The sequence below is a fragment of the Cupriavidus sp. P-10 genome, from assembly GCF_003402535.2.
GTDB lineage: Bacteria > Pseudomonadota > Gammaproteobacteria > Burkholderiales > Burkholderiaceae > Cupriavidus.
Genome location: NZ_AP025171.1, coordinates 1,613,117 through 1,627,611, shown reverse-complemented (window position 1 = coordinate 1,627,611; position 14,495 = coordinate 1,613,117). Strand labels below are relative to the sequence as shown.

General features: G+C 64.5%; 12 protein-coding genes. 6 read left to right on the top strand and 6 right to left on the bottom strand.

Going from position 1 to position 14,495, the window contains the following annotated elements:
* Positions 1-19: 19 nt before the first annotated feature.
* Positions 20-790: an enoyl-CoA hydratase/isomerase family protein gene (locus CTP10_RS24380; RefSeq protein ID WP_116322930.1), complete on the top strand. Its 771-nt coding sequence runs from the start codon at positions 20-22 to the stop codon at positions 788-790.
* Positions 791-831: 41 nt separating this feature from the next.
* Here the strand turns inward: CTP10_RS24380 and CTP10_RS24375 are convergent, their stop codons facing one another.
* Positions 832-1,731 carry a LysR substrate-binding domain-containing protein gene (locus CTP10_RS24375; protein WP_233528382.1) on the bottom strand — a complete coding sequence of 300 codons (900 nt, stop codon included), beginning with the start codon at positions 1,729-1,731 and terminating at the stop codon, positions 832-834.
* 172 nt (positions 1,732-1,903) lie between these two features.
* Between CTP10_RS24375 and CTP10_RS24370 the strand changes: the two genes are divergently transcribed.
* From CTP10_RS24370 to CTP10_RS24360, 3 genes are read left to right on the top strand one after another with little or no spacing between them, the layout of a single operon-like run.
* Complete coding sequence (locus tag CTP10_RS24370; protein ID WP_116322928.1) at positions 1,904-2,893, top strand: Bug family tripartite tricarboxylate transporter substrate binding protein; 990 nt, start codon at positions 1,904-1,906, stop codon at positions 2,891-2,893.
* Positions 2,894-2,920: 27 nt separating this feature from the next.
* Positions 2,921-4,000, top strand: a complete 1,080-nt coding sequence (locus CTP10_RS24365) for an asparaginase (RefSeq protein ID WP_116322927.1) — start codon at positions 2,921-2,923, stop codon at positions 3,998-4,000.
* 26 nt (positions 4,001-4,026) lie between these two features.
* A complete protein-coding gene (locus CTP10_RS24360) occupies positions 4,027-5,475 on the top strand; it encodes an N-acyl-D-amino-acid deacylase family protein (RefSeq protein ID WP_116322926.1) in 1,449 nt (482 codons plus the stop codon).
* 12 nt (positions 5,476-5,487) lie between these two features.
* Here CTP10_RS24360 and CTP10_RS24355 read toward each other — a convergent pair whose 3' ends face one another.
* A complete protein-coding gene (locus tag CTP10_RS24355; RefSeq protein WP_116322925.1) occupies positions 5,488-6,345 on the bottom strand; it encodes a LysR family transcriptional regulator in 858 nt (285 codons plus the stop codon).
* Positions 6,346-6,523: 178 nt separating this feature from the next.
* On the opposite strand from CTP10_RS24355, the gene mdtD reads away from it, so the two are divergent.
* Both mdtD and CTP10_RS24345 read left to right on the top strand, forming a co-directional pair.
* The gene (gene mdtD, locus CTP10_RS24350; protein ID WP_116322924.1) at positions 6,524-7,885 is read left to right on the top strand and encodes a multidrug transporter subunit MdtD; all 1,362 of its coding nucleotides are present in this window, start codon (positions 6,524-6,526) and stop codon (positions 7,883-7,885) included.
* A gap of 155 nt (positions 7,886-8,040) precedes the next feature.
* Positions 8,041-8,523, top strand: a complete 483-nt coding sequence (locus CTP10_RS24345; protein ID WP_116322923.1) for a VOC family protein — start codon at positions 8,041-8,043, stop codon at positions 8,521-8,523.
* A gap of 86 nt (positions 8,524-8,609) precedes the next feature.
* On the opposite strand, the gene CTP10_RS24340 is transcribed toward CTP10_RS24345, so the two are convergent.
* The 4 genes from CTP10_RS24340 to CTP10_RS24325 form a co-directional block, all read right to left on the bottom strand.
* Entirely contained in the window at positions 8,610-10,340 is a 1,731-nt protein-coding gene (locus tag CTP10_RS24340; protein WP_116322922.1) for a ShlB/FhaC/HecB family hemolysin secretion/activation protein, read from the bottom strand.
* 94 nt (positions 10,341-10,434) lie between these two features.
* Positions 10,435-10,698, bottom strand: coding sequence for a hypothetical protein (locus tag CTP10_RS24335; protein WP_147316298.1), 264 nt, complete (start codon positions 10,696-10,698; stop codon positions 10,435-10,437).
* Positions 10,699-10,813: 115 nt separating this feature from the next.
* A complete protein-coding gene (locus CTP10_RS24330) occupies positions 10,814-11,068 on the bottom strand; it encodes a hypothetical protein (protein ID WP_147316297.1) in 255 nt (84 codons plus the stop codon).
* Positions 11,065-14,478: a hemagglutinin repeat-containing protein gene (locus CTP10_RS24325; RefSeq protein WP_233528381.1), complete on the bottom strand. Its 3,414-nt coding sequence runs from the start codon at positions 14,476-14,478 to the stop codon at positions 11,065-11,067. Before CTP10_RS24325 ends, CTP10_RS24330 begins: the two co-directional genes overlap by 4 nt.
* Between the last annotated feature and the right edge of the window lie 17 nt (positions 14,479-14,495).

The window sequence follows — 14,495 nt, the reverse complement described above, 5'->3', positions numbered from 1 at the left end:
TCATCACCCAACATTCGCCATGTCACTTGTCACCTACACCGTACGCGACCACGTCGCCGAAATCCTGCTGGACAACGCACCCGTCAATGCACTGACCATTCCGATGGTCGATGCGTTGATCCAGGCATTGCAGCGAGCCGCCGCCGACGATGCTGCGCGAGCCGTCATCATCGCCAGCAAGGTGCCCGGGCGCTTTTGTGCCGGGCTGGATATCAGCGCGCTGCAGGGCGCCTCCGCGGCCGACGTCCATGCCCTGCTCGACAAGCTCTATGTGCGCCTGAGCGATGCGCAATACCAGCTGGGCAAGCCCTCGATCGCGGCGGTGGCCGGCGCGGCGCGCGGGGGCGGCATGACCGTGGCGATTTCCTGCGACCTCATCGTCGCCGCAGGGAACGCAAGCTTCGGCTACCCGGAAATCGATGTCGGGATGCTGCCCGCGATTCACTTCACCCACCTGCCGCGCATTGTCGGGCGGCATGTTGCGTTCGATCTGCTGTTCACGGGCCGCACCTTCGATGCCGCCGAGGCACATGCATTGCACCTGGTCAACCGCCTGGTAGCCGAGGAGGAAGTCCTGGCCGAGGCGCGCCGCCTGGCCCGGACGCTCGCGTCCAAGTCACGCTCGGCCATGACGATCGGCCGCGCCGCGTTTCACCGCGCAGCGGACAGCGACTATCGTCGCGGGGTGTCGTACGCCGTCGATACGTTCTGCCAGGTGGCCGCGACCGACGATGCGAAGGAGGGAATTGCGGCGTTCGTGGAAAAACGTCGGCCGCAGTGGCGCGGATAGACCCGGCATGCCGAAGCCCGCAACCCCAGGGAACGGGCTGACTAGGCGCTTTCCCTTGCCTGCTCCTGCAGCCACTCCCTGAACACCTGCAGCGATTGCAGCGCCGCGGACTCCTCGGGATAAACCAGGTAATAACCTTTGGCATAGCGCCATTTGCGGCGCGACAGGCGCCTTAGCCGCCCAAGCGCCACCATGTCGTCCGCCATATACGGCGGCAGCAACGCCACGCCCATCCCGGCCACCGCGGCATTCAGCGCCATCGACATGATTTCATAGCGGGGGCCTTCCCGGCCGCCTTCGCCAGGGATGCCGTCCAGCCGGAACCATTCGTCCCATGCGTCGGGCAGGGTCTGATGGTGGATCAACGACGCGCGGGGCGTATTGGCGTCGACCGACTTCCCGTGCCTGGCGATCCAATCCGGCGCCGCATATGGCGAAAGCACCAGCGGCAACACAAACTCGTTGTGCAGGCCCGTGCGCAGGCCATCGCCGAATTCCAGGGAAGCGTCGACGGCCATGGTGCGGAAATCGACAGGGCCCACGCGCGTTCCCAGGTTGAGCGTGATTTCACCATGGGCCCGTGTGAAGGCCGGCAAACGTGGAATCAGCCAATACGTGCCTACCGAGGCGCCGACCGACAAGGACAGGGCTCCCCCGCGCCCCTTGAGTGCCATCACATTGGCCGTGGCACGCTCGAGCTTCTGCAGCAGCGGTTCGATCTCGCCCAGGTAGTAGCGCCCGGCATCCGTCAGCACCAGGGCTTCCCGCGTGCGGGTGAAGAGCCTCACGCCTAGCCGGTCTTCCAGCGTCTGGATCTGCCGGCTCACGGCCCCCTGCGTCAGCTGCAGTTCTTTCGCCGCCGCCGTAAAGGAGTGCAGGCGGGCACTGGCTTCCAGGCACAGCAATGACATTGTCGAAGGCGCGCGTACGTGAAGGTTCATGAGAAAAGCGGGGGCAGGAGTGTGGCGGAAGCGCCGGTATCTGGGCAATCCGCCGGTTAGCCATGAGGAAATCTCATGCTATCCACAGTAAATGTGGTTTGTCCAATGTCGAGGCCCTTTCTACCATCCGTGCTGAACACACCCAGTGTTTCCAACGAGGAGAGGTGAGTCAATGACAACGAGACAACTAACCCGCCGCGACGTGCTGAAGCTTGGCATCGCGGCGGCATCCCTTGGCGTTTCCGGCCTGCCGCGTGCCGCCGGGTGGCCCAGTCGCCCGGTCAGGCTGGTGGTGCCCTCCGCCGCGGGCGGGTCGCCCGACGCCATTTGCCGGCTGCTGACGGAAGAGCTGTCCGTCTCGCTGGGCCAGTCTTTCATCGTCGACAACAAGCCCGGCGGCGCGGGCAACGTGGGCATGGTCGACCTGGTCAATGCGGCGCCGGACGGCTACACCATTGGCTATGGCAACGTGGGCACGCTGGCCATCAACAAGGCCCTGTTCAGGAAGCTGCCCTATGACCCGGACAAGCAGCTTGTGCCAGTCGCGCTGCTCGGCTATGTCCAGAATGCGCTGGTGGTGCGCAAGGACCTTGGGGTGAGCAATGTCAAGGGGCTCATCGCAATGGCAAAGGCGAAGCCGGGCGTGCTGACCATGGGTTCCGCCGGCAACGGCACGACCGGGCACCTGAGCGGGGAGCTGTTCAAGGCCATGACCGGTACCTCGATGACGCATGTGCCGTATCGCGGCAGCCCGCAGGCCATCCAGGACCTGATGGGCGGGCAGGTGGACCTGATGTTCGACAACCTGAGTTCGATCACGCCGCATATCAAGGCGGGGCGGCTCAAGCTGCTGGCCGTGACCGGCGCGCAGCGCAGCGCCCTGTTTCCGGAAACGCCGACGATTGCCGAGTCCGGCGTGCCGGGCTACGACATCGTGGCCTGGGGCGGCATCGTCGCACCCGCCAGGACCCCTAAAGCCATCGTCGCGCAGCTGAACAGCGTCATCAACACCGTGCTGGCGAAGCCGTCTGTCCGTGAAAGGTACGCCGCCATCGGATTCGAGACGCTGACCGGTGCACCCGAGCGGCTGACCGAACGTGTCGCGCGCGAAACCCCGCTCTGGGCCAGCGTAGTGCAGCGCTCCGGCGCGCAAGTGGACTGAGTACCGACCATCCCCCGACTGGAAATCATGAAGACTTCATTTCGCGCACTGCTGGCGTGCTTTGCCATGGCAAACCTGTTCATCCTTCCCGCCACCGCCCAACCGGCAAAGGAATCGCCGCAGCCCGGCGCCGCACCCAAGCCCGGTGTGGTCATCCTTGCCACCGGTGGCACCATCGTCAGTTCGACCCGCTCGGCCACCGACATGGCCAACTACAGCGGCCCGCTGGCAGGCGTCGACAGCCTGCTGAAGGCGGTGCCGCAGATCCACAGCTACGCGAACGTGCGGGCCGAGCAGATCGTCAACGTCGGCAGCAACGTCATCACCAGCGAGAACATCCTCAACCTCGCGAAGCGGGTGAATGCGGTGCTGGCGGACCCGGACGTCGCTGGTGTCGTGGTCACGCACGGCACGGACACGATGGAGGAAACGGCCTACTTCCTGAGCCTGGCCACGCGGTCCAGCAAGCCCATCGTCGTGACGGGTTCGATGCGCCCGGCAACGTCGCTCAGCGCGGACGGGCCCGTGAACCTGCTCGACGCCGTCATGGTGGCCGCCGACCCGGGCTCGCGCGACCGGGGCGTGATGGTGGTGATGAACGACCGCATCAGTGCGGCGCGGTACGTCACCAAGATGAACACGCTCAATGTCGATGCCATGGGCTCCGTCGAGCAAGGCTACCTTGGCGCCGTGGCCGGCGAACGGGTGATCTACTACTACGAGCCGGCGCGCGCCAAGGGCGAGTTGTACTTCGACGTTTCAGGCGTCACCAAGCTGCCGCGCGTCGAGCTGGTGTACCGCTACCAGGGGCAGGAGATGCAGCTGGTGCGCGATGCGGTGAACGAGGGGGCGCAGGGCGTCGTCATCGGCTTCACCGGCAACGGCAATGCCAGCCCGGATCACGAAGCGCTGATCCGCGAATTCGGCGGCAAAGGTATCCCGATCGTGCGCGGCTCGCGGGTGGTAAGCGGCATCGTGACGCCGAAGGTCTCGGGAAGCATGGCCGCCGGGGCGCTCACGGCAGCGAAAGCGCGGATCCTGCTGATGCTTGCGTTGACCAGGACAAAGGACATCCGGCAGATCTCCGACTTCTTTGCGCAGCAATGAATGCCAATGGCGAGCGAGGCGACTGAATGAACACCATGCTTGATCTCATCATCGAAGGCGGCGCGGTGATCGACGGGACTGGGGCGCCGCGGCGGCAAGCGGATGTCGGCATTGCCGGGGACCGCATCGTCCGACTTGGCGACCTGACGAATGTGCCGGCCAGGGAGCGCTTCGATGCCCGGGGGCGCGTCGTTGCCCCTGGCTTCATCGATGTCCACACACATGACGACCGGCTCTTGCTCGATGCCCCCGCGGGCCCGCATCCGAAGCTGTCGCAAGGCGTGACGACGGTCGTCACGGGCAATTGCGGCATCAGCCTGGCACCGCTGCAGGCCGTGGCGACGCCGCCGGCGCCGCTGGACCTGCTGGGAACGGACGCCTGGCGCTTCGGCAGTTTCGGCGACTACCTGGACGAACTGGAGCAGACCGGGCCAGCGGTGAATGCCGCCTGCCTGGTGGGCCACTCGACGCTGCGCGTGCGGCGCATGGACCGCCTGGATCGCGCCGCGACCGCGCATGAGGAGCGGCTGATGGCGCTGGACCTGGCCATTGCGCTGGAAGCCGGCGCCATCGGCATGTCTACCGGCCTCTATTACCCGCCTGCGAAAGCCGCCAGCACGGACGAGGTCATCGCGGTAGGCGCGCCGCTGACGAGTGCCAGGGGCGTCATCACCATGCATATCCGCGACGAGGGCGATGCCATCGACAGTGCCCTGCGCGAGGCGCTGCTGATCGGACGCGCCCTGGGCATCGACACCGTGCTGTCGCACCACAAGCTGGTCGGCAAGGCCAACCATGGACGCTCGGTGGAAACGCTGGCGATGATCGAGGAAGCGTCCCGGAACCAGTCGGTTTGCCTGGACTGCTATCCCTACAACGCCTCGTCGACCATGCTGCTGCCGGGCCGCGTGGCGCAGTCGGACGATGTGCGGGTCACCTGGTCAAAGGCGGACCCCAGCGCTGCCGGGCGCTCGTTGTTTGCCCTGGCGCGCGAGCGCGGCGTGGCACCTGAAGAACTGGCGCAGACGCTGCAGCCGGCCGGCGCGATCTACTTCGCCATGAGCGAGGACGACGTCAGCCGCATCCTGCAGCATCCGCTGACCATGGTCGGATCCGATGGGCTGGCACATGACGTGAGCCCGCACCCGCGGCTGTGGGGCACGTTTCCCCGAGTGCTGGGGCACTATGTGCGCGAAAGGCGCATATTGGCGCTCGAACAGGCTGTCCACAAGATGACTGGCCTGAGTGCAGCCCGATTTGGCCTGGCAGGCCGGGGCGTGCTTGCCGAGAGCGCTCATGCCGACGTGGTTGTGTTCGATGAAGCGACCGTCAGCGGTACCGCGAGTTTCGAGAACCCGACGGCGGTCAGTACCGGCATCCTCGCGGTGTTCGTCAATGGCAAGCTCGCCTGCCGGAACGGCCGGACGGTCGATGTGCACGCGGGCAGGGTGCTGCGGCATGGCCGATCGGAATGAGAGGCCTCGCGTTCAGTCCACCCGCCCCGCGCGCAGGTCGCTCTTGCGGATCAGTTGCTGGAGCGTCTCGGCGGGCTTGCTCAGGCGTCGCGCCGCCAGCGTGATGAATTCGACGCCGGGCAGCGGCGGCAAGGCCTCGACATTGACCGGGGGCACCAGCCCGCCGCCGGTCAGGTTCTGTGCCCGCACCGTAATCCCGAGGCCGCCGCGCGCCGCCGCAATGCAGCCGGAATGACTGCTGCTGGTGCAGGTCACGCGCCAGCGCCAGCCGGCCTTGGCCAGCGTGTCCAGCACCACCGAGCGGGTCACGCTCGGCTCGTTGACCAGGATCAGCGGCACCGGCTGGCCCACGTCGACAACGGTGCCGGGCCGCGCCAGCCATTCGAGCTGGCCCAGGAACAGCGGCACGCCGCGGCGCTCGCCTTCGCGGCGCTTGCCGACGATCAGGTCCAGCGTGCCGGCCTCGATGCCCTCATACAGCTTGCTGGTCATGGCGATCGTGATCTCCAGCTCGACGTCCGGGTGCGTGGCCCGGAACGCCGCCAGCAGGTTGGGCAGCGGTCCCTGCGCCAGGTCCTCGGACGTGCCCAGCCGCACCCGGCCCTGCAGCCGGGGCCCGCTGAATTGCGACTCGGCGCGCGCCAGGGACTCAAGAATCAGGCGCGCATGCACCAGCAGTGCCTCGCCATCGGGCGTCAGCGACAGCGAGTGAGTGTCGCGCACGAACAGCCGCCGGTTCACGCTCTGTTCCAGCCGGCGGATGTGATCGCTGACCGATGACTGCGACAGGCCGAGCTGGCGCCCGGCGTCGGTAAAGCTGTGCGCCGTGGCCACCGTGGCGAAGGTCTGGATCCATATGGGGTTGAGCATCGCGGCATTGTCATCGGATTTACCGATGACAGTCAATAAGGCCAGAGGGGTTCCCGATGAGGCGGCGCATGCGTAGCATGCAAGACAGTTGCCCGAGCTCTCCGGGCAGGCATCACCGAAGGTTCCCATGCATACCGCCTCAGCCCCCGCCGCAGGACAGAATTTTTCCCGCAAAGCCATGCTCTGGATCGTCTTTGCCGGCTTCTTCATGCAGACGCTGGACACGACGATCGTCAATACCGCGCTGCCGTCGATGGCGAGCAGTCTCGGCGAAAGCCCGCTCGACCTGAAACCGGTGGTGGTGGCCTATACGCTGACCATGGCGCTGCTGACGCCGGCATCGGGCTGGCTGGCGGACAAGTTCGGCACGCGGCGCGTCTATTTCTGCGCAATCCTGATCTTCGTGCTCGGCTCGGTGTTCTGTGCCACTGCCTGGACGCTCCCGCAACTGGTGGTCGCGCGCGTGCTGCAGGGCATCGGCGGATCGATGCTGCTGCCGATCGGCCGGCTGGCCGTCTTGCGCAATGTCCCGGGCGAGCAGTACATCGCCGCGTTGGCCTTCGTGTCCATTGCCGGCCAGGTTGGCCCGATCTTCGGCCCGGTCCTGGGTGGATGGCTGGTGCAGAGCGCCTCATGGCACTGGATCTTCCTGATCAACGTGCCGGTGGGGCTGGTCGGCCTGTTCGCGGTGCGCCGCTACCTGCCAAAGGGCGAGGCGGGCGTCGCGCCGCCGTTCGACTGGATCGGCTGCGGCCTGCTGTCGCTATGCATGGTCACGTTTTCGCTGGCGCTGGAATACGGCGCGCATAGCCCGTGGAGCGCATTGCTGATCGCCGTCAGCCTCGGCAGCGGACTGCTCTATATCCCGCATGCCAGGCGCCACGCCACGCCGCTGTTCCGGCTGGCGCTGTTCCGCGAGCCGAACTTCAGCGTCGGCCTGGTCGGCAACCTCGTCTGCCGGATCGGCTCGGGTGCGGTGCCATTCCTGCTTCCGCTGCTGTTCCAGCTCCAGCTTGGCTACTCGCCGTTTCATTCGGGCCTGATGCTGTTGCCGATCGCCATCGCGGGCACGATCTCCAAGCGCTGGATCGTGCCGCTGGTGAACCGGTTCGGGTACGACATGTTCCTGCTGGTCAACACCTGGATCGTGGGCGTGTCCATTGCATCGTTCGCGGCCATGGCGCCGGGCTGGCCGCTGGCGCTGTCGATCCTGCAACTGTCCGTCTTCGGCTGCGCCAATTCGATGCAGTTCGCCGCGATGAACAGCGTCACGCTGAAGGGCCTGTCGCGCGAGGACGCCGGCAGCGGCAACAGCCTGTTCTCGATGGTGCAGATGCTGGCGATTGGCCTGGGCGTGACCATCGGCGGCGGGCTCGTCAGCCTGTTCTCGGTCAAGCTCGGGGTGGCCGCGCCGGCCTACCGGCTCGCCTTCCTCAGCATGGGCCTGGTTACCGTACTGTCCGGGCTGGTCTTCCGCCGCCTCGATGCCGGGCAGATCAATCCCAAGAGCGTGAAGCGCGAGGCGGTGCAGGCACGCTAGTGCCTGTGTGTGGCGCTCACGGCATATTGGGGGGGCGGCGAGATAGGGCTAATATCGACTTCTGAGGCGGACGACCGGCACACCGTGCCCGGCCGCTGCCCTCGAGTGTTCGACGACCACGGATGCCCCGTGCTCACCTTTCCAGGAGACACAGTATGCCGAGCAAGAATACGATCTGTTTGTGGTACGACCGAGATGCGCTGGATGCCGCGAACTTCTATGCCGAGACCTTCCCCGACAGCGCTGTCAAGGCCGTCCACCGCGCCCCCGGCGACTATCCCGATGGCAAGCAGGGCGATGTCCTGACAGTCGAGTTCACGGTGGCCGGCATTCCCTGCCTTGGCCTGAACGGCGGCCCGCACTTCAAGCACAGCGAGGCGTTTTCCTTCCAGATCGCAACGGACGACCAGGCCGAGACCGATCGCCTGTGGAATGCGATCGTCGGCAATGGCGGGCAGGAAAGCGAATGTGGCTGGTGCAAGGACCGGTGGGGACTGTCGTGGCAGATCACCCCGCGGGCGCTTACCGCGGCGGTCTTCGATTCCGATCCCGCGGCGGCCAAGCGCGCCTTCGAAGCGATGATGACGATGCGGAAAATCGACATCGCCAGGATCGAGGCGGCGCGGCGGGGAGCCTGATCCGGCTGATTGCGCCCCCGCGCCTACACGTGCTGCGATGACCCGAGGTTAGTGGAACTCGCGCGAGGCGAGCGGGGCGGGGGCGTTCAGAATTCGAGCCCGATCTGGGCGCCGATGTTGGGTGAGTGGGTGCGGAAGAACTCCGGCTTCTTGACCGGCCAGCCCAGCGTTATCTCGTAGGTCAGCGCGGCATAGCGGCTGGCTGCCCAGCGGCCTCGGGCCCCTATCACGGCGCCTATCAGTGTCTGTCCCATCAGGAACGCGGCGGACGGCCCGCTGACATGGCCCATGTCGAAACCGACGAAAGCCTCCTGCCCGGCGCTGCCGAGCTGCCACGCCAGGTCGTTGCGCATAGTCACGCCGTTCTCGGCGGCCAAAGTCAGCTGCTCATCGAAGCCGCGCACCGAGTAGCGGTTGCCGATAGTGAAGTAGTCGGACGGCAGGGTGCGCGTGCGGGCGTACTGGGCGCGCACGTTGCCCTGGTAGCGCAGGCGTTGGCTTCCGGCCTGGAGCGGCACCATCAGGCCGGCATTAGCCAGCAGGATCCCGGACTTGCCATCCCAGGTCGGATCCCCCAGGACGAAGCCGGGGGACTTGGAGTGGGCCGGTAACGACGCGCGCCAGCCAACACCGAGATCGAGCACGCTCGCGCCGAAGTACTGGCGATGCGCGGCGCCGACCTCGTAGCCGACAAGGTCCCGGGATTGCACCGGGATGTCCAGGCCATTGATGGTGGTGCGCGCGGTCTTGCGGAAAACCTTGCCGTAGAGGCTGGCCTTGCCCGAGGCATTGCGGAAGGGCACATAGCCCAGGCCCGCCTCGATCTGCGTGCTGCGCCCGCCGTAGACGATGTTTTCCTCGAAGCCTGCCACGGTCTGCTTGTAGCGCGACTGATTGGCATTGAAGAAGGCATTCCAGTAACCGAACGGGATGCTGTAGTTGATGGCCGAGGAGCGCGTACCCGCCGCGCCGTTGCCATAGTTGGCATTGGTGTTGGCGGAGAGAGTCAGGCTGTCGTAGAGGAAGAGGGGCGAGTCCACCGTCAGCGTGCCGCCCATCTGGTACTTGCCGGTGTTCTCCAGGCCGGCGTTGTCGCCGGTGATGAGAGCGTGCCAGCGCTTGCCGGTGCCGGGCTTGATGACCAGGTCGGTGGCCCCCGGGGCCTCGCCGGGCACGAGGTCGATGCTGGCATCGGCCTGGCCCTGCAGGCGGCGGATGTTCTCCATGCCCTGGTCCAGGTCGCGCTGGTTGACCACGCCGCCGGGGCCGGTCGGCAGGGCGGTGCGCCACCAGCCTGCGGTGTCGTCAGACTTGACGCCGGTGATATGTCCGGCGACGACGCGCAGCCGCAACTCGCCGCTGGCGAGGTGCTGGTCCGGGATCAGCACGCGCGTGGTCATGTAGCCATGGCTGACCAGACGCGCGGAGAAGTAATCCTGGATCGCTTCGAGCCCCTGCTTGCCGACGCATTGGCCGACCAGGATGCCAACTTCGGCCTGCAGCCAGGGGAAATCCTCGGCGCCTTCCCAGGTCACGGTTTGGATCGGGAAGCATGGCGCTTCGGCGGGCAGGAGCAGCGGGCCGGATGGCGCGGGGTCGGTGGTGGTGGGAGAGAGCACATCGGGCCGGGCCATGGCGCGCTGCTTAGCCGCTTCCTGCTGCTGCTCCTGGCGCCGCTCGATGGCGTCGTTCGGCGTGACCGGCGGGAAGAACGGCAGCGCCTGGGCCACCGCCAGCGAGGGCAGGGCCAGGAAAAAAGGGACAAAAGGGGAGACGCCGCGCGTCTTGCGGCGCGTGGTGCATAAACTCTGTAACATGGATCAAATTGTCTGCGACGGCTTTATTGATTGCGATATTTCGAATCAATGTTCACTTGGTGGCGTTCCTTCTTGCTATAGCGATTAGGCGTTTTTATGGAATCAAGAACACCCATTGAGAGCGAACAAGATTCACGACTGCGGAAATCAGTACGGCAATAGCTATTGCCATCCAATATCCAAGAGAAGGCTCCTTATACAACAGCCAAGCCAACAAGACACCGCTGGTGATTGCTGTGGACTTAAGCCAGTATAAAAATCGACCCTTCCCGGTCCCATCTAAGGATTTTCCAAAAATTAACCAGGTTAAGATTAGCGATAATGCCGTTAGTATTGCCGTACCGATTTCCAAGCTCATTGTTTCTTTTCCTTGACTTGTTTGATCGTATTGCTAAGACACCATCACGGATTGGTAATCGGCATGTATTGCTACGGTTGGAGGGCCAGGAAACGGAACTTATGAAAGTGGCTTGCTATTTATCCTTTTCTTCATAAGTTCTTTTCGCTTTGCGCCACGGCGATTCTCCGAACGGGCGCAATCCTAGTGCTTTGGCCCTTCCCGCATATCCCGCAGATGCGACACACACAAGGCCCACTGAGAAGCTGGCAAGTCGACCAAGATAGCTTTCAATCCAGGAGACACAGGCATATACCAGCAACAAGCCTACCACCAGCAGGACAATAATCGCGAAGCCACTTAGGTTTCCGTCTTTTAAGAGATATTTCATTTCTGAAGGGCCTTGTTCAATTTATCCTGTGCTGCAGAAGAAGCTGCTGAATTCTTGCCGAGTTCGATAAATTCATTTACAACCGGCGCCAGCGCCTTTCCATAGCCAGGTATAGCATTTGCCGCCTCCCCCAATCCAGCCGAGATAGTGTCCGCTGCCAGTCCTCCGGGATTAGGTTTCGCAACCTGCTGAATAGCAGTTATCGCAAGGTTTGCGGCGGTGGCCACTGCCGCGAGTGCGTCAGCTGCGACGACGTGAGGCCCGGGTACAGTTCCCGCAGCTGTCGCTGCGGCACCTACGCGCCCAGCCTGAGTTCCCAAGTAGCTCGCTGCGTCAGCGACCGCTGTCCTTCGATTCGCAATTTCCTCAGCGCTGTAGCCTGCAGGAAGACCGGCAGCGCAGTCCGCTTGGCCGGCGCCACACTTCGCAGTCGTTAAGACTCCCGGTGCGTAGCTGGTCTTCTGTGCGTTGCCAAAGTCAAGCCGGCTGGTATATGGGACGTCACCTTGCATGGTTGTCTGCTGGGCCTGGATGTATGCAATAGCTTCAGCGTCCGGTTTCGCTTGAACTTCCTTGACCTGAGTCGTACCTGCGATCGATGTCCATTCCACACCTGTGTCGCTCGGCTTGGTCTTGGCTGCATCGATTTGGTCGGGCGTGCCGTATTCCAGTACCTTCCCGTTCATATCCACTCGATCCGACAGACGCATTTGCGCTTCGATCTGCTCGGCGGTGTACTTGCCGCCGCTGTTTGCAGCCATCTTTCTCGCAAGTTGCTTTTCATCGGGATGCAACTGACGATTGTAGCGGTCTACATTCGCTGCCGTAGCCGCACCAGACCCGCCGCCCACTACTGCGCCGATGTTCCCCGCTACGATGTTGGCGGCAATATTGCCGAGAGTCTCGTTCAGTGCCGCGTTGCCGGTATCGGCACCGCCAGCCACCGCGCCGCTCAGCTCGCCAAGCTTCCCACCAGCAAGCGATGCGGCTCCAGCTCCAGCGGCTCCTGCCAGCGCATTGCCGCCACCAAGACCGGCAATCAGTGCACCACCGGCGGTGTGTAGCGCTGCTCGGTAGCTGCCTCCGTCCTTCCAACCGTCAATGTCGGCTTGCGCCGCGTCCATTGCAGTCTGGTTCTCGGCGCTAGGATTCAGCTTGTTTGCCTTTTCTGCTGCGGCATATCGTTTGTTGGCATCATCGAGCTTCGATTGCGCGATATCCCCTACGGTCTTGGCAACCGCCTCGCCCGCTGCCTGCGCCGCCGCCATTATGTCCGACTGCTTGTCGAGCACGTGCTTCAGGTCGGGGTTCTTGCCCACCGTGGTGTTGGCGCCAGTGGTGTCCCGCTTGAGGTCCGCCAGGTCCTGCTTCTGACTGGCCTCATCGCGGATCGTGATGGTGCCGTCCGCAATAGCACTGTGCGCCACGCCGTCCTGGCTGCCGCTCTCGTGCTGCGGAATCATCGGACTGATGCCGCCGGTGTTTCTGCCGGCGGTCTGACCGCTGTTCTTCTCGCTGTTCTGTGGGCCAGCGGTAATGCCTCCCGCCACGCCGAACGAGGTTGCGCTGTAGTCGGAATGATTCTGGATGTCGCTGAAGCTGAGCGTGCCGGTGTCGAGGTGGTTCTTGTCCTTGCCTGCAGTACTGGCGATCACTGCCCCCTTGAGGTCCGTATTGCCTTCCACGCGGATATCGAAGCCACCTTCGCCCGCTTGGATGCCCGACTGTTCGCTCACGTTCGCATAGCTGCCGCTGGCCTTGCCCTTGCTCGCCGAGAAGCTCGCCGAGCCTCCGCCCTGGCTGATGCTGAAGCCGCCGCCCATGCTTTCCTGCTTGGCGCGCATCTCCTCGGTGTCCTGCCGGCTCGCGATATTCAGGTTGCCGCCCACATCGCCCATCACCTTGCCGCCGGTGGCCGTGGCGCCCAGGATGTTGGTGTCATTGCCGGAGACGAAGGTGACGGACTCCTTGCCGGTCACATGGCTGTTCGCCTGGGTTGTGCCCTGGCTGTCCGAGTTACCCGTGGACTTGGAGGCCGAGGCCGATACGCCGAAGCCTGCGTTGTTTGGACCAGTGCCGTAGGAGACACCCACGCTGGCGCTGCTCGACTTGTTGGTGCTGTGGCTCTCGTTCGTGTCCGTGGCCGCCACGATGTTGATGTCGTTCTTGGCACCGAGCGCAACCTTGTTGGCGTCGATGTTCGAGCCGATGATGTTCAGGTTGCCTGCCGTCTTGTTGCCATTGGCATCGACGCCGGTGGCAATGAAGGCAGTGGTTCCGCCTGCCGACACGTTGGATCCGTTATGGCTGAGGCTGTCCTCTGTGAGCGTCTGCTTGCTCTGGCTGGTGCCGAAAGACAGCGTAAGCGCGGCGCCGCCGGTAAGTCCGTCCTTGGCGAGCGATTTGGCGGCGTCGTATGCATCCCGTCCGGCAGCCATACTCCACAGCGCAGACGCTCGTCCGTCCTGGCTCTGGCTGGCCGAACTGACCTTGTTGCCCGCGTTGATCGCCGCGCCGATGGCACCGCCCGACACGCCCAGCGTCAAGCCGCTTTGCTTCACCTCGTGCGTCTCGTCGTGGTGCTGGCGGTTCTGTGCGGCCTCGATGGTCACGTCAGCGCCCACGCCAGTGATGTCCTTCGCGGCGATCAGGTCGCTGCCCGTGACCTTGAGTGTACTGCCCGCATTCATGTGCACGCTGCCATCCGTGGAGCCGACCAGACTGCCCACCTGCTGCGTGCCATTGTCGTTGACGGTGTCCTTCTGCTCGCGCTTGCCGTAGGACAGGCCGGAACCGGTGGCGCCGAAACCGGTCTTCTTCTCCTCCTTGAAGCTGTATGCCGACGACGTGGTTTCGGCGGTGCCGACGGTAATGTTGCGCCCCGCGTCGAGGTTCACATCGTGCGTGGCCGCAATGGTGCTGCCTGAGGTGGTCAGGTCACGTCCCGCCGCCATGTCAACCGTATTGCCCGAGAAGGTGCTGCCCAGGGCCTCGCTGCGGCTCGCCGCATCGATGGTATGGGTGGACTTCTTCGACAGGACGCCGCCGCTTTGCTTCGACTGCTCGTCGCGGATGGTGGCGCTGGCCTCGCCGGCCTTCACGTTGATGTCACGCGCTGCGCTGACGGCGAGCGCGCCATCGGCGTTCACGTACGCAGCCTTGGCATTGATATCCTGGCCGGCAACGAGCGCCACGTCGTGGCCTGTGATCTGGGAGCCGATCTCCGCGCTGCGCGCCACACTGGTGCGGTTCTTAGCGTCCACGACGGCATCGAAGCTGTCGGCCACCTTCACGGTGTCCAGGTTGATGTCCCGCCCCGCGCCCATGCCGAGGCTGCCGGTTGCCGTGATGCTGGCCGCCTGGCTATTGACGTCGCGGCCCGCCGCGAGGATGGCATTGTCCACGTCCACGCTGGCGACCCCACTGA

Coding starts and splice junctions, on each gene's coding strand:
- CTP10_RS24370 (WP_116322928.1), top strand. CDS start 1,904: ATGACAACGAGACAACTAACCCGCCGCGACGTGCTGAAGCTTGGCATC.
- CTP10_RS24375 (WP_233528382.1), bottom strand. CDS start 1,731: ATGAACCTTCACGTACGCGCGCCTTCGACAATGTCATTGCTGTGCCTG.
- CTP10_RS24340 (WP_116322922.1), bottom strand. CDS start 10,340: ATGTTACAGAGTTTATGCACCACGCGCCGCAAGACGCGCGGCGTCTCC.
- CTP10_RS24380 (WP_116322930.1), top strand. CDS start 20: ATGTCACTTGTCACCTACACCGTACGCGACCACGTCGCCGAAATCCTG.
- CTP10_RS24360 (WP_116322926.1), top strand. CDS start 4,027: ATGAACACCATGCTTGATCTCATCATCGAAGGCGGCGCGGTGATCGAC.
- CTP10_RS24330 (WP_147316297.1), bottom strand. CDS start 11,068: ATGAAATATCTCTTAAAAGACGGAAACCTAAGTGGCTTCGCGATTATT.
- CTP10_RS24335 (WP_147316298.1), bottom strand. CDS start 10,698: ATGAGCTTGGAAATCGGTACGGCAATACTAACGGCATTATCGCTAATC.
- CTP10_RS24365 (WP_116322927.1), top strand. CDS start 2,921: ATGAAGACTTCATTTCGCGCACTGCTGGCGTGCTTTGCCATGGCAAAC.
- mdtD (WP_116322924.1), top strand. CDS start 6,524: ATGCTCTGGATCGTCTTTGCCGGCTTCTTCATGCAGACGCTGGACACG.
- CTP10_RS24345 (WP_116322923.1), top strand. CDS start 8,041: ATGCCGAGCAAGAATACGATCTGTTTGTGGTACGACCGAGATGCGCTG.
- CTP10_RS24355 (WP_116322925.1), bottom strand. CDS start 6,345: ATGCTCAACCCCATATGGATCCAGACCTTCGCCACGGTGGCCACGGCG.